Source organism: Pontibacter saemangeumensis (assembly GCF_039541895.1).
In the GTDB taxonomy this organism is placed as follows: domain Bacteria; phylum Bacteroidota; class Bacteroidia; order Cytophagales; family Hymenobacteraceae; genus Pontibacter; species Pontibacter saemangeumensis.
The window spans coordinates 63,375-75,891 of sequence record NZ_BAABHC010000007.1; the positions used below are offsets into that span (position 1 = coordinate 63,375).

Genomic DNA, 12,517 nt, shown 5'->3' on the forward strand with positions numbered 1-12,517 from the left:
GGAATAACTCACAGCAGCAGCTGTGCCAGTATAAAGTCAGCAATGAGTACTGCAATTACTCCGTTGGTTACTGCCGTGGTACTGGCGGCTCCCACCTCTAAGGCACCGCCCGACGTGAAGTAGCCCCTGAAGGAGGAAATAGAAGAAATAAGAAATGCGAATACGATAGACTTGATCAGGGCAAAAACGATGTTATAGGGGATGAAATCCTCACGGATACCGGTGATATACTCCTGGGACGTTAGTGCGCCTGACAAGGTGCCCGCCACAAACCCCCCTCCGATGGAGAGAAACATGGAAATGATCACAAGCAGCGGGAACATGAACAGCGCAGCTATAACTTTAGGCAGCACCAGGTAAGAGGATGAGTTAATGCCCATTACTTCCAGCGCATCCACCTGCTCTGTGATCTGCATCGTGCCAAGGCCGCCAGCAATGCTGGAGCCTACCTTCCCCGCAAGCACAATAGACGTAATGGTCGGGGCTAGCTCCAGAATCGTCATTTCCCGCACCATAAAACCAATGGTGGAGCGCGGGATGAGCGCATTGTTCAGGTTATAGGCGACCTGCACACAAGTCACTGCCCCAATAAAGGTGCTGACGATCGCAACTATGAAAATAGAGTTTATGCCAATCAGGATGGCTTCGTCGATGGTTCTGTTAAATATGATGCGGGGCGATTCACTGCGCGTGAAAAGGCTCGACATAAAAAGTAAATACTTTCCGAAGTGTTCCAGCATAGGGGTTTTAGTAGCTGTTTTATCATGCTATTCTGCAAGATGGCAAGCAAAAATACGCTTTAATACCTATATTACGTTGAAAATTGCAAAACATATAAAACAATACATATTTATGCAACGATACATTTTGGTGACAGGCGGTACAAAAGGAATTGGCAGAGCCGTAATTGAACAGTTCGCCAAAGAGGGATTTCATATCATCACCTGTTCCCGAAACGAAAAGGACCTGCAAAAGTTGAAGCTGGAGATCGAGCAGTCATATACGTTTTCGAAGGTTTATTACCGGGAAGCCGATTTGAGCGATAAAAAGTCACTGCAATTGTTTCTCGGGTTTGTGAAGGGGCTGGGGGTGAATGTGGAAGTTTTGGTGAACAACAGCGGCGTGTTTCTTCCTGGCAAGATCACTGAGGAGGCCGACGAAACACTGCCATATATGATCCAGACAAACCTTTACAACGCTTACTATCTTACTAAAGGGCTTGTGCATAGTATGATCGAGCGCCGATCCGGCCATATATTTAACCTTTGCTCCACTGCCAGCATCACCCCCTATATAAATGGCGGCTCATACTGTATTTCCAAATTTGCACTTTATGGGATGACAAAGGTTCTGAGGGAAGAGCTGAAGGAGCACAATGTCCGGGTAACGGCCATATTGCCCGGCGCCACGCTCACGGCAAGCTGGGAAGGGGTGGACTTGCCACCGGAGCGTTTCGTGAAGCCGGAAGATGTGGCCATGGCCATGTTCAACGCCTATGTACTGTCAAAGAACAGTGTAGTGGAAGAACTGTTGATCAGGCCGCAATTAGGAGACTTATGATAAAGTTATACTTCATGCACTTTGAAATAAGTGATCTAAGTTAATATTTAGTTAAACTTATGAGTAAACTTCTATGCTTTCATATCATATATATAATTGATCAATGATGTTTCATCAGTTATGGTTAAACCAAGCTTGTCAGTATAATAATTACCATTGGCTGAGAAGTATTGTGACAATTTCAAAGAATTAGCTGCGTATATATAACGATGGAGTTAGAGGGTAAAATAGCTGTAGTGACAGGCGTTAGCAGAGGCATTGGGCTTGCTACGGTAAAGCTGCTGCTGGAGAAAGGCATGCGCGTCGTGGGATGGGGAAGAACCGCTCCTGAGCTGCAGCATGATCGTTTTATATATATCCCGTGCGATGTGCGTAGCATGGAAGAGGTGCAGCACGCATATGCATCAACTTTGCAGCAAACAAATGGGCATGTGGCGGTGCTGGTGAACAATGCCGGCTTGGGTATTGCAGGTAAAATGGACGAGATGTCGCCGCAGGATTGGCACACCATGTTCGAGACGAACGTGAACGGAGTGTTTTACTGCACGCGCCTGGTGCTTCCCGATATGAAGGAGGCGGAAGAGGGGCATGTCATCAACATATCCTCTATTGCCGGCACTACCGGCATCGAACAGATGTCTGGTTATTGCGGTACCAAACACGCCGTGCGCGGTATCTCACATTCCCTGTACAAGGAAGTCCGTGACTATGGCATTAAAGTGACCTGCATCTATCCCGGCTCTGTGAAAACCAACTTTTTTGATCACATGGAGGGCGTAACCGTGAGCGAAAACATGATGCGGCCGGAGGATATCGCCTCAACAATATTGCACGCACTGGAATCTCATCCGAACTACCACCACGTGGACATTGAGGTAAGGCCCCTGATGCCGAAAGGGAAGCGGCAGAAATAGCACAGGATTGGCCCGTCTTTTGTAGCTTTGCGGGTCCGGTCACATGTGTAGCACATTATTCTGTATTGTGCAATGGAGCAATTATAAGCGCTACTTATCTTGCTTGCTCAGTTAGTCCTATGGGGAAAAGAGTCAAAGTCTAGTATCATCTGGTCTTCAGAAGCAATCTAATGGGCGTTTTGCAAATTTCTTATATATGCTGCAGTATTTAAATACTATATAAGTTGTCAGTAGAAGTAAAGAATCTTTCCAAAATATATGGCACACAGTATGCCGTGCATGACGTGTCCTTCACGGTAAAGCAGGGGCAGATACTGGGCTTCCTGGGGCCGAATGGCGCCGGAAAGTCTACGACGATGAAAATCGCCACCTGCTACCTTCCGCCTAGTGCAGGCACTATCGTGGTGCATGGTCACGATGTAGTGCAGAACCCGATGGCAGTGCGGCGCATGGTAGGTTACCTGCCGGAGCACAACCCCCTTTATCTGGACATGTATGTGCACGAGTACCTGCACTTTGTGGCTTCTGTATATGGTCTGAAGAACAGGCTGGCAAAGGCAAGGGTACAGGAGATGGTCGAGCTATGCGGCCTTACCCGGGAGCAGGGCAAGAAGATAGGCGCACTCTCCAAAGGCTACCGCCAACGGGTGGGATTGGCGCAGGCGCTGGTGCACGACCCGCAGGTGCTTATCCTGGATGAGCCCACCACCGGGCTCGACCCGAACCAGATCGTTGAGATCCGGACACTCATTAAGCATATCGGGCAGGATAAAACCGTTATTTTTTCCACGCACATTATGCAGGAGGTGGCCGCTATCTGCGACCGCGTCGTGATTATCAACCGGGGCAAACTTGTTGCCGACAGCGACGTGTCTGCCCTGCAGGCTGGAAACAGTCATCAGAAAGTAACTCTGGTTGAGTTTGAGCAGCCGGTAGAGACGGAGGTGCTGCAACTTGTGCCCGGGGTTATACGCGTAGCGTTGGCTCAAGGCTTTACTTACCGCGTTACCTCCGAGTATGATACCGACATCCGTTCAAATGTTTTCCGGATAGCGGCGGAGCGCAACTGGCCGCTGGTGGGGCTACGGCAGGAGGAAAACTCCCTTGAAAAGATATTCCAGGAATTAACGAAATAATTAGAAATTCAAAATTGAAAAGTAGAAATGATTGAAGTCGCTCCTGAGGTAGTTGCTAATACCGGCTTGTGCATGAGATGATTTCTACTTCTTGATTTTTAATTCGAAATAAATGCTCTCCATTTTAAAGAAAGAATTCAACGGTTTTCTCAACTCACTGATAGCCTACATCGTGATCACGGTTTTCCTGGTGGCGATCGGAATGTTCATGTGGGTGTTCCCGGAAAGCAGTGTGCTGGAGTATGGGTTTGCTGATCTGCAGACGCTTTTCAATATGGCTCCCTGGCTCTTCCTGTTCCTGATTCCGGCCATTACCATGCGTACTTTTGCCGAGGAAAAGCGGGAAGGAACCATTGAGCTGCTTCTGACTAAACCCCTCACGGACTTAGAGCTTGTACTGGGAAAGTACTTTGCTGCGCTGCTGCTGGCCCTGTTCGCGCTGGTACCCACGCTGCTCTATTATTACTCGGTGTATGCGTTGGGCAGCCCGCAGGGCAACATTGACTCAGCGGCTGTCGTGGGTTCCTATATAGGCCTTGTTTTTTTGGCCGGCGTGTTTACCGCGATCGGCGTTTTTGCCTCCTCCGTCTCCGACAACCAGATAATCTCATTTGTGGTGGCGGTGTTCCTCTGCTACATCATCTTTACAGGCTTTGATCTGATCTCCTCTATTCCTTTTTGGGGCAGTTCCAGTTACCTGATCAGCCAGTTGGGGATCTCGTATCATTATGCCGCAATCAGCAAAGGCCTTATCGATTCGAGGGATGTGCTTTACTTCCTGAGTGTGATTGCCGTGATGATTTTAGCTACGAAACTTGTATTGGAGAGCCGGAAATGGTAACAGCGCAGAAGCAAATCAAGAGCAGGCGTAGCAGCGACATCCTGAAGTTTATTGCCTGGGTTGCGGGCATTATCCTTCTGAACCTGCTGGCATCAAATTATTTCTTCCGTCTCGACCTGACCGAAGACAAACGCTATACCATTGCCCCGGTCACGAAACAGATGCTGGGGAGCCTGCAGGATGAGGTGGTGGTGGACGTATATTTAACAGGGAATTTCCCGGCCGGCTTCAAGCGGCTCCAACAGTCGGTGCGCGAAACCCTGGACGAGTTCCGCATCTACTCTGGCGGTAACCTGCGCTACAACTTTATCAATCCGAATGAGATTGGGGACGAGAAGCAGCGGAACGAATTCTTTACCTCCCTGGCCCAAAAAGGCATCATTCCCACCAACTTAAAGGCAATGGAAGACGGGAAGCAGGTGGAACGACTGGTGTTTCCGGGAGCGGTGGTAAAATATAACGGCAAAGAAACTGCCGTGAACCTGCTGAAGGGGAACCTCGCTGCCTCCCCGGACGAGCGCCTGAACCAGTCGGTGGAAGGGCTGGAGTATGAACTGGCCACGGCTATACGCAAAATAGCCTTTCCTGCTGATAAGGTAATCGGGTATATAACGGGGCAAGGGGAACTGGAAATGCAGCAGGTGACAGACCTGCTGGGCTCGCTGCAGGAGTACTACCGGGTGGCCAGAGGGGAGTTGGCTGAGATACCGACCCTGGAGGGACTTGACCTCATTATCGTGGCGAAGCCGACTGATCAGTTTACCGAAGCCGACAAATACAAGATCGACCAGTTTATCATGAAGGGGGGCAAGGCAGTGTTTTTTGTGGATGCCTTGAACGTGAACATGGACAGCGTGGGCGCCGGTGGAATGTTTGCACTGCCGTATAGCCTGAATTTAGACGACTTACTATTCCGGTATGGCGTGCGCCTGAACCCGACGCTGGTTATGGACCTAAACTCAGGTTTTATCCCGATGGTGACTGGTTATTTGGGTGAGCAGCCCCAGACAGAAATGATTAACTGGCGCTTTTATCCCTTGTTAAATAACTTTAGCGGCCACCCTATAACGCGCAATCTGGATGCTGTTTATGCCCGGTTTATTGGCACCATCGATACCGTAAAAGCAGAAGGTATCCGCAAAACGCCACTGGTGTTCACCTCGCCTTACTCCCGTATTCTGGAGCCTCCAGTGCCCATCTCGTTAGAGGAGGCACGCATGGAGGTAAACCCGGCGTTGTTTAAGGCGGGTCCGCAGGCGGTCGGGTACCTGCTGGAGGGGAAGTTCACTTCTCTGTTCCGATACAGGCGGCCACCGCAGGGCGTGCAGGACCAGCAGGTGAAGGAGCAGGGCGTGGAGACGAAAATTGCCGTGTTCTCCGATGGCGACCTTGTCCGCAACGAGATAAACCCACGCACCGGGCAAGCATATGAACTTGGGTTTGACCGCTACAACAATATCACTTTTTCGAACCGCGAGCTGGCCATGAACACCATTCACTACCTGCTCGACGCGGAGGGGCTGATTAACGTGCGGAGCAAAGAGATAGCGCTGCGTCCGCTGGATAAAGTGCGGGTAAAGGATGAGAAAGCCTATTGGCAACTCCTTAATCTGATAGCGCCCATTTTCCTTTTAGGCCTGTTTGGGGTGGCGCGGTATTATATGCGCAAGCGCAAGTACGAACGCTTCTAAATTTTATCCCCCTCTATTACAGCCAAACAGGAAAAAGGAGTCACGAAAGGCTTAGGAGAAATGCGAAATATTTATAACTTTGTCCAAATAACATTATAGGTATAATAATGAAATTCATCGTCTCTTCCTCAGCTCTTCTGAAGCAGCTGTCCAGCATAAACGGCGTGGTTACCAACAATCCGGTGGTGCCCATCCTAGAGAACTTCCTGTTTGAGATCAACAACAGCAAGCTTACCATCACTGCCAGCGACCTGGAGACATCCATGATTACGGAGCTGCCGGTAGAGGCAAAGGAAAATGGGCGCATTGCCGCCCCAGCCAGGATTCTATTGGAGACGCTGAAGAACCTGCCTGACCAGCCGGTCACGTTTACAATAGACGAAGAGACGTATACCATCGAGATCAGCTCCTCTAACGGCCGCTACAAGTTGTCAGGCGAGAATGCCACTGACTTTCCGCGTGTGCCGGTGGTGCAAGGCGCCAATGCCATTGAGATCCCCTCTAATGTACTGGCCAGGGCCATCAACAAAACCATCTTCGCAGTTAGCAACGACGAGCTTCGCCCAGCCATGACGGGCATATTTGTGCAGCTGCGCAGCAACAATGTTACTTTTGTGGCAACTGACGGCCACCGGCTGCTACGCTACCGCCGCACCGACGTGGGGACGCCACAGGAGGCTTCGCTGATAATTCCGCGCAAGGCCTTTATGCTGCTCAAATCGACGCTCCCTTCAGAGGCGACGCCGGTGCGCATGGAGTTTAACCAGTCCAACGCTTTCTTCAGCTTCGATAATATCCGTATGATCTGTCGCTTGATTGATGAGCGGTATCCGGATTATGAGAATGTGATTCCGGTGCAGAACCCAAACAAGCTCGTGATCGACCGTCAGGATCTGCTAAGCTCCGTAAAGCGTATATCCATCTACTCCAACAAAACAACGCACCAGATTCGCCTTAAGCTGAACGGCTCTGAGCTACAGGTTTCTGCGGAGGACCTTGATTTCTCGAATGAGGCCAATGAGCGGCTGGCATGCCAGTATGAAGGCGAGGATATGGAGATTGGGTTCAACGCCAAGTTCCTGATGGAGATGCTCAACAACATCGACTCGGATGAGATCACGTTTGAGCTATCTACGCCGAACCGCGCCGGTTTATTAATGCCCATCGTGAGCGAGGACAGCGAAAACGTACTGATGCTGGTGATGCCGGTGATGCTGAACAACTACGTTTAAGCAGCTTTACTGTAAGCAGGCAACGTTTTTAAATCCTATATAAAACAAGCGCAGCGGGCCATATAGCCCGCTGCGCTTGTTTTATATAGGATCATATAATCCCTTCCATAGCTACAATAAGTTCCAGCCCTCTTTATTCATCAGGAAGAAGTCATATATGGATGAAGATTCAAGAGAGTTGGTATTCTAATTCATTTGCTGACGAGAATCTATCAAGGCGACTGTAAAAAAGTTATTCAACAGATAGTTTTATTTGATAGTTTAGCAGCGGAAAAGATTAGCTCCCTCCTCTGATTTACCGCTCCTTCCGCACCTGAATATAGACAGGAAAGTGATCACTGTAGCCTCCTATATATAAATTGCCGGAGTAGGTTCGAATGGGAGTGTCTCTGTACCTTCCGAACAGGAATTTTATATCCTCGGGGTCATATATGGCTGCAGAGCCGCGTACATACTGCAGCCCCGTGTTCCCGTTCAGCAGAGACTTTGAAATCAGGATCTGGTCCGGCATCTGCATATCGCCCCGGTTGGCGTAACTGCCTTGCCCATTTACGTGAGGAAGGTAGAGCGTGTTAAACAGCTCTTCTTTGTAGTAAGGATTTGGTCTCCCGGTGGCTTTCAACACCTCCTGCATCACCGGGGCCGCTGGTTCGGTTTCAAAATCGCCCAGCACGATTACTTTCATGTTTTCGTCAGCTACCTGCTGCTCATTGATCTTCTTCCGGAGCGCGGCGGCGGCGCTGCGCAGGCGGCTGTCGTTCACTTTGCCTGCGCGGGTTCTGGAAGGTTCAGGCCAGTGCACCACATATATTGTCACAAGCTCACCGCGCAATTCACCCTTTACCTGCAATATATCGCGGGAGCTAAAACCTTTATCCTCGAAATCGATCTTGATCGTCTCGGTATGGGTGGGCTTGAAGTGCTTTGGCTGGTAGAGCAGGGCAACATCCAGCCCTTGCGCATCAGGCATGTCGTAATGGATGATGCCGAAGTTGTACCTGCGCAGGGAAGAGGTGGCCACCAAGTCTTCCAGCACCTGCTTGTTCTCTATTTCGCTCAAACCAACTACGGCTGGTCCTCCCTCGCCACCTATGCCGCTGATAACCTGTGCTATCTGTTTGACTTTTGTCTGGTAGCGCTCCTCTGTCCAGGCCATGTCGCCTGTGGGCGTAAAAGCATCATCAGCTGTTTTGGGATCATCCTTTGCATCAAACAGATTACCGGTGTTATAGAAGGCAATGGTGTTAAGCCTGCCTTTGCTGGAGATAGAGGGCAGCCTCGAGCAACCCCACAGGGTGCTCAGGGTAAAAAAAAGTAAGAGGGTTTTAATTCCGTTTCGCATCGTGTAACTTTGTACGCATATATCTGAATACGCATATTACGAGATTACTATACTATAAAGTTTAAAAATTGATCAAATGAAGAAGTCCGAAATATATGTAAGTATTGCCTTAGACGATAACCGCGTGCCGGAAGCCATTAGCTGGCGGGCAACAGACGCCGGGGAGAAGATCCATTTTGCGAAGGCCATCAATATCTCACTCTGGGACAGGGATGAGGCCGGCACTATGAAAATTGATTTATGGACAAAGGATATGCCGGTGGATGAGATGAAATATTTTTATATAGACACCATGGGAGCCATGGCGCAGAGCATTGCCACGGCTACCAGCGACCAGGTGATGGCAAAAAAAATGCGTGACCTGTGTGAGGAACTGATGAAGCATGTGGAGCAGCAACGCGAGCAAAACGGGTAGTGAGGCAAACAGATAAGCCCGTATATATAAACAGCAACGCCACCTATATAGGTGGCGTTGCTGTTTATATTATTTTTTTTTAACTACTGATTAAGTGCAGTAGCGTTCTGAGGAAGCCCCTGTAAATCATCCACACTTGCAGTTTCAGCAATTTTTTTATCTAATTCGTTATAATCTTTGCGGTGCCCGAAGTAGTCATTGTACTGCACAGTACTCAATACATTCTCCATCATTCGGTCACGCTCGGCATATATGTTTTTGCTTAGCCTGTCTATCTCCGCCTGGTTACCGGCATTTTGCTGCTCAACAGCTGTAAGCTGCTCTGCCACCTGCATATTGATATCCTGGATCTTCCTGGATTGGTAGTTATTCAGCTGCAGTCCGGTGATCATTTGGTTAGACAGTAATTTTGCTCTATTGCTCGCTAATGCTTTTGTCGCCTTGTCGCCTGTAGGCTTGGCAGCAACCTTGTTTGCACTTGCCTTTGTCGCGAAAGTCGACCCAAACATCATACAAAGCATTAAAAATATTCTCTTCATAGGTTTACCCTTCCTTTCCTCTTTTTGGTTTCCATCTACTTGTTTATACGAGTGATAGGGGGGAGAGCGTTGGAAATTTAATCTTTTTCTCAAAGATCCACTGGCAGATGCCCTTTTTAGATCATAATGAAAGCGGCACCCCTTATCGGAGGTGCCGCTTTCATTATTTCAAATTAACTGGGATACTGGATACTGCTTGTGAAGGGTTAGTTCACTGTCATTGTCTCAGGATTGTTTGCTGAGGCGATGCCATTGCCACCTGTACGGGCCATGGTAGCTTCAGCCATATATTGCTTATCAAGCGCCACCAGGTTCTTGCGGCTGCCATAATAATCGTTGTACTGCACTGTGCTCAGCACGTTTTCTAATTTCGTGTCACGCACCGCACAAACTCCACCGCATAACTCGTCAATTTTCTGCTGATTACCCGCATACTGCTGCTCAATCGCAAGCATCTGCTTGGCAACCTCCAGATTGATCTCATTTACTTTTCTTGCCTGGTAGTTGTTCAGCGCCAGCTCCCGAATCATTTTGTTTGAAAGATGAGTGGCTCGGTCCTTAGCAGTTATGCCTGGAGCGTCCTGAGCTGAAGCAGCGAATGTACAACCGAACACCATGCAAGTCATTACCAGTATCTTCTTCATAATTTCAGTTTCTATAGTTTTAGTTCGTTTCCTTTGCTTCTGTTTACAACGCGGCCCTAACTTAAAAAATTCCGGTCCGGCTGTAAATCCTTAACGACTTATATAGTACACATATTATGCCAGAAGGGCCTTTAAATGCAATAAAAACAGCTTTTTTAGATTAAAAGCCTGCTATTACCACACGTTTTTCCACATCATGGATTCAACCGGCGTAATGGTGCGGTGATTGTATTTGGCGTTCGCCTTGGTGTTGTAATAGTTCTCAATTCCACCCTTTACTTCAAAATAGATTAACTGGCCGATAGGCATTCCGTGGTAGACACGCACCGGCATTGAAACCGAAATCTCAAGGGTCCAGGTGTTACAGAAGCCCACGTCGCCTTTGCCGGCAGTCGCATGGATATCAATTCCAAGCCGGCCAACACTCGACTTCCCTTCCAGAAACGGTACATGGGCATGCGTCTCCGTGTATTCCAGGGTTACGCCCAGGTATAGCATTCCCGGCTGGAGCACAAACCCCTCTTCCGGAATATCAAACACTTCTATTTCATTGTGCTTACGCGCGTCCAGTACCTCGTCTTTGTATGTTGCCAGGTGGCGCCCCAGGTGCACATCGTAAGAGTTCGTGCCCAGGCAGTCGCGGTTAAACGGCTCTACGAGGATGGTGCCCTTTTCAATCTCAGCTAAAATCTGCTTATCTGTTAAAATCATGGTGTGGCGAATGTGGGATGTAAATTAAGCAAATCTGCCGTTATATGACAAGCAGTGCTATTTGAATGGCGTAGGATAACAATATAAACAAAGAAACTGCGACAGTGCTCGCTGCGAACAGCGCTAACAGAGCATCTATAAAGAGCAGCACCCTTATCAGGTGCTGCTCTTTATAGATGCCATAGGTTTTAGGCTTGTGCTTCTTTCAAAGACTCCAGGTTTGCCTGAATATACTGCTCCACGAGTTCTTCGGTAACTGCAGTCGAAACAAATAACGCCTCGTACTGCGAAGGCGCAAGATAGATGCCTCTGTTCAGCATGCTGTTAAAATATCGTCCAAAAAGGGCAGTATCGGAGGTTTTAGCAGTTTCGAAATCAACAACCTGCTCTTTGGTGAAGAAGATGCTAAACATCGATCCAATGCGGTTGATCGTGTAGGAAAGGCCCAACTGCTGCATGTTCTGCTGCATACCGGCCACCATACTAGCTGTCGTTCTTTCCAATTGCTGGTAGGTTTCCGGGTGATCCTTCAGGAAATTCAACATCGCCATACCGGCCGACATCGCAATCGGGTTGCCAGACAGGGTTCCTGCCTGGTAAACAGGCCCGGCAGGCGAAACATAGTCCATTAACGCACGCTTGCCACCATAGGCGCCTACCGGCATACCGCCGCCAATAATTTTGCCCAGTGTGCTCATATCCGGCGTAACCCCATATATCTCCTGGGCACCGCCCGGTGCCAGCCGAAAGCCGGTCATCACTTCATCAAAGATCAGCACGATACCTTCTTTGTCACATAGATCGCGGAGACCCTGCAGGAAGCCTTGCTGCGGTGTCACAAGCCCCATGTTGCCTGCCACAGGCTCTAAGATGATCGCTGCTACCTGTCCTTTGTTTGCCTCAACCAGTATGTTAACGGCCTCTAAATTGTTATAAGGCGCAGTAAGGGTGTCATTGGCGGTGCCTTTGGTAACACCGGGGCTGTCGGGTACGCCGAGGGTGATAGCACCGCTGCCCGCCGAGATCAGGAATGAATCGCCGTGGCCGTGGTAGCAGCCCTCAAACTTAATAATCTTGTCGCGGCCGGTATATCCCCGAGCTACCCTTATGGCCGACATGGTCGCCTCTGTGCCGGAATTAACCATGCGCACTTTTTCGATGCTGGGCACCATGCTCACGATCAGCTCTGCAATCTCTACCTCTTTGCGGGTAGGGGCTCCAAACGAAAGCGAGTTGGGAATAGCTTTTTGTACAGCCTCATTCACCACTTCCGCCGCGTGCCCTAAAATCATGGGGCCCCAGGAGTTGATCAGATCCAGGTATTGGTTGCCGTCTTCATCGTAGAGGTAGGGGCCTTTGGCTGAAACCATAAAGCGCGGGTTGCCTCCCACGGCCCGGAAGGCTCTGACAGGGGAGTTTACGCCACCGGGTATCGAATGCTGCGCACGTTTGAACAGCTCATTGCTGTTAGATGCTTCTTTCATAATTAAAT

13 protein-coding genes are annotated in these 12,517 nt (G+C 49.2%); 7 read left to right on the top strand and 6 right to left on the bottom strand.

What is annotated here, in order from left to right:
• Positions 1-8: 8 nt before the first annotated feature.
• Positions 9-740: an MlaE family ABC transporter permease gene (locus tag ABD920_RS08980; protein WP_345158414.1), complete on the bottom strand. Its 732-nt coding sequence runs from the start codon at positions 738-740 to the stop codon at positions 9-11.
• A 112-nt stretch (positions 741-852) separates the two neighbouring features.
• Here ABD920_RS08980 and ABD920_RS08985 point away from each other — a divergent pair, with 112 nt between their 5' ends.
• The 6 genes from ABD920_RS08985 to dnaN all read left to right on the top strand — a co-directional run bounded on the left by ABD920_RS08985 (position 853) and on the right by dnaN (position 7,374).
• Entirely contained in the window at positions 853-1,560 is a 708-nt protein-coding gene (locus ABD920_RS08985; protein ID WP_345158415.1) for an SDR family NAD(P)-dependent oxidoreductase, read from the top strand.
• Positions 1,561-1,769: 209 nt separating this feature from the next.
• Positions 1,770-2,474, top strand: a complete 705-nt coding sequence (locus tag ABD920_RS08990; RefSeq protein WP_345158417.1) for an SDR family oxidoreductase — start codon at positions 1,770-1,772, stop codon at positions 2,472-2,474.
• Between the two features lie 224 nt (positions 2,475-2,698).
• A complete protein-coding gene (gldA, locus tag ABD920_RS08995; protein ID WP_345158418.1) occupies positions 2,699-3,610 on the top strand; it encodes a gliding motility-associated ABC transporter ATP-binding subunit GldA in 912 nt (303 codons plus the stop codon).
• 112 nt (positions 3,611-3,722) lie between these two features.
• Complete coding sequence (gene gldF / locus ABD920_RS09000; RefSeq protein WP_345158420.1) at positions 3,723-4,451, top strand: gliding motility-associated ABC transporter permease subunit GldF; 729 nt, start codon at positions 3,723-3,725, stop codon at positions 4,449-4,451.
• On the top strand, positions 4,445-6,142 hold the full coding sequence (gene gldG, locus ABD920_RS09005; protein ID WP_345158421.1) for a gliding motility-associated ABC transporter substrate-binding protein GldG: 1,698 nt from the start codon (positions 4,445-4,447) through the stop codon (positions 6,140-6,142). The genes gldF and gldG overlap by 7 nt, the downstream gene beginning before the upstream one ends.
• Positions 6,143-6,249: 107 nt before the next feature.
• Positions 6,250-7,374, top strand: coding sequence for a DNA polymerase III subunit beta (gene dnaN / locus ABD920_RS09010; RefSeq protein ID WP_345158422.1), 1,125 nt, complete (start codon positions 6,250-6,252; stop codon positions 7,372-7,374).
• A gap of 295 nt (positions 7,375-7,669) precedes the next feature.
• On the opposite strand, the gene ABD920_RS09015 is transcribed toward dnaN, so the two are convergent.
• Positions 7,670-8,716: an endonuclease/exonuclease/phosphatase family protein gene (locus tag ABD920_RS09015; RefSeq protein ID WP_345158424.1), complete on the bottom strand. Its 1,047-nt coding sequence runs from the start codon at positions 8,714-8,716 to the stop codon at positions 7,670-7,672.
• Between the two features lie 76 nt (positions 8,717-8,792).
• Between ABD920_RS09015 and gldC the strand changes: the two genes are divergently transcribed.
• Positions 8,793-9,131: a gliding motility protein GldC gene (gldC, locus tag ABD920_RS09020; RefSeq protein ID WP_345158426.1), complete on the top strand. Its 339-nt coding sequence runs from the start codon at positions 8,793-8,795 to the stop codon at positions 9,129-9,131.
• A gap of 83 nt (positions 9,132-9,214) precedes the next feature.
• Here the strand turns inward: gldC and ABD920_RS09025 are convergent, their stop codons facing one another.
• The 4 genes from ABD920_RS09025 to hemL all read right to left on the bottom strand — a co-directional run bounded on the left by ABD920_RS09025 (position 9,215) and on the right by hemL (position 12,509).
• The gene (locus ABD920_RS09025) at positions 9,215-9,670 is read right to left on the bottom strand and encodes a hypothetical protein (protein ID WP_345158428.1); all 456 of its coding nucleotides are present in this window, start codon (positions 9,668-9,670) and stop codon (positions 9,215-9,217) included.
• A 206-nt stretch (positions 9,671-9,876) separates the two neighbouring features.
• Complete coding sequence (locus tag ABD920_RS09030) at positions 9,877-10,314, bottom strand: hypothetical protein (RefSeq protein WP_345158430.1); 438 nt, start codon at positions 10,312-10,314, stop codon at positions 9,877-9,879.
• Positions 10,315-10,488: 174 nt separating this feature from the next.
• On the bottom strand, positions 10,489-11,025 hold the full coding sequence (gene dcd / locus ABD920_RS09035; RefSeq protein ID WP_345158431.1) for a dCTP deaminase: 537 nt from the start codon (positions 11,023-11,025) through the stop codon (positions 10,489-10,491).
• Between the two features lie 188 nt (positions 11,026-11,213).
• The gene (gene hemL, locus ABD920_RS09040; protein ID WP_345158433.1) at positions 11,214-12,509 is read right to left on the bottom strand and encodes a glutamate-1-semialdehyde 2,1-aminomutase; all 1,296 of its coding nucleotides are present in this window, start codon (positions 12,507-12,509) and stop codon (positions 11,214-11,216) included.
• Positions 12,510-12,517: the final 8 nt, after the last annotated feature.

Bases quoted from the DNA above. Each gene is read 5' to 3' on its own strand.
- gldC (WP_345158426.1), top strand. From the start codon at position 8,793: ATGAAGAAGTCCGAAATATATGTAAGTATTGCCTTAGACGATAACCGC.
- ABD920_RS09015 (WP_345158424.1), bottom strand. From the start codon at position 8,716: ATGCGAAACGGAATTAAAACCCTCTTACTTTTTTTTACCCTGAGCACC.
- gldG (WP_345158421.1), top strand. From the start codon at position 4,445: ATGGTAACAGCGCAGAAGCAAATCAAGAGCAGGCGTAGCAGCGACATC.
- ABD920_RS08990 (WP_345158417.1), top strand. From the start codon at position 1,770: ATGGAGTTAGAGGGTAAAATAGCTGTAGTGACAGGCGTTAGCAGAGGC.
- ABD920_RS08980 (WP_345158414.1), bottom strand. From the start codon at position 740: ATGCTGGAACACTTCGGAAAGTATTTACTTTTTATGTCGAGCCTTTTC.
- hemL (WP_345158433.1), bottom strand. From the start codon at position 12,509: ATGAAAGAAGCATCTAACAGCAATGAGCTGTTCAAACGTGCGCAGCAT.
- ABD920_RS09025 (WP_345158428.1), bottom strand. From the start codon at position 9,670: ATGAAGAGAATATTTTTAATGCTTTGTATGATGTTTGGGTCGACTTTC.
- dcd (WP_345158431.1), bottom strand. From the start codon at position 11,025: ATGATTTTAACAGATAAGCAGATTTTAGCTGAGATTGAAAAGGGCACC.
- dnaN (WP_345158422.1), top strand. From the start codon at position 6,250: ATGAAATTCATCGTCTCTTCCTCAGCTCTTCTGAAGCAGCTGTCCAGC.
- ABD920_RS08985 (WP_345158415.1), top strand. From the start codon at position 853: ATGCAACGATACATTTTGGTGACAGGCGGTACAAAAGGAATTGGCAGA.
- ABD920_RS09030 (WP_345158430.1), bottom strand. From the start codon at position 10,314: ATGAAGAAGATACTGGTAATGACTTGCATGGTGTTCGGTTGTACATTC.
- gldF (WP_345158420.1), top strand. From the start codon at position 3,723: ATGCTCTCCATTTTAAAGAAAGAATTCAACGGTTTTCTCAACTCACTG.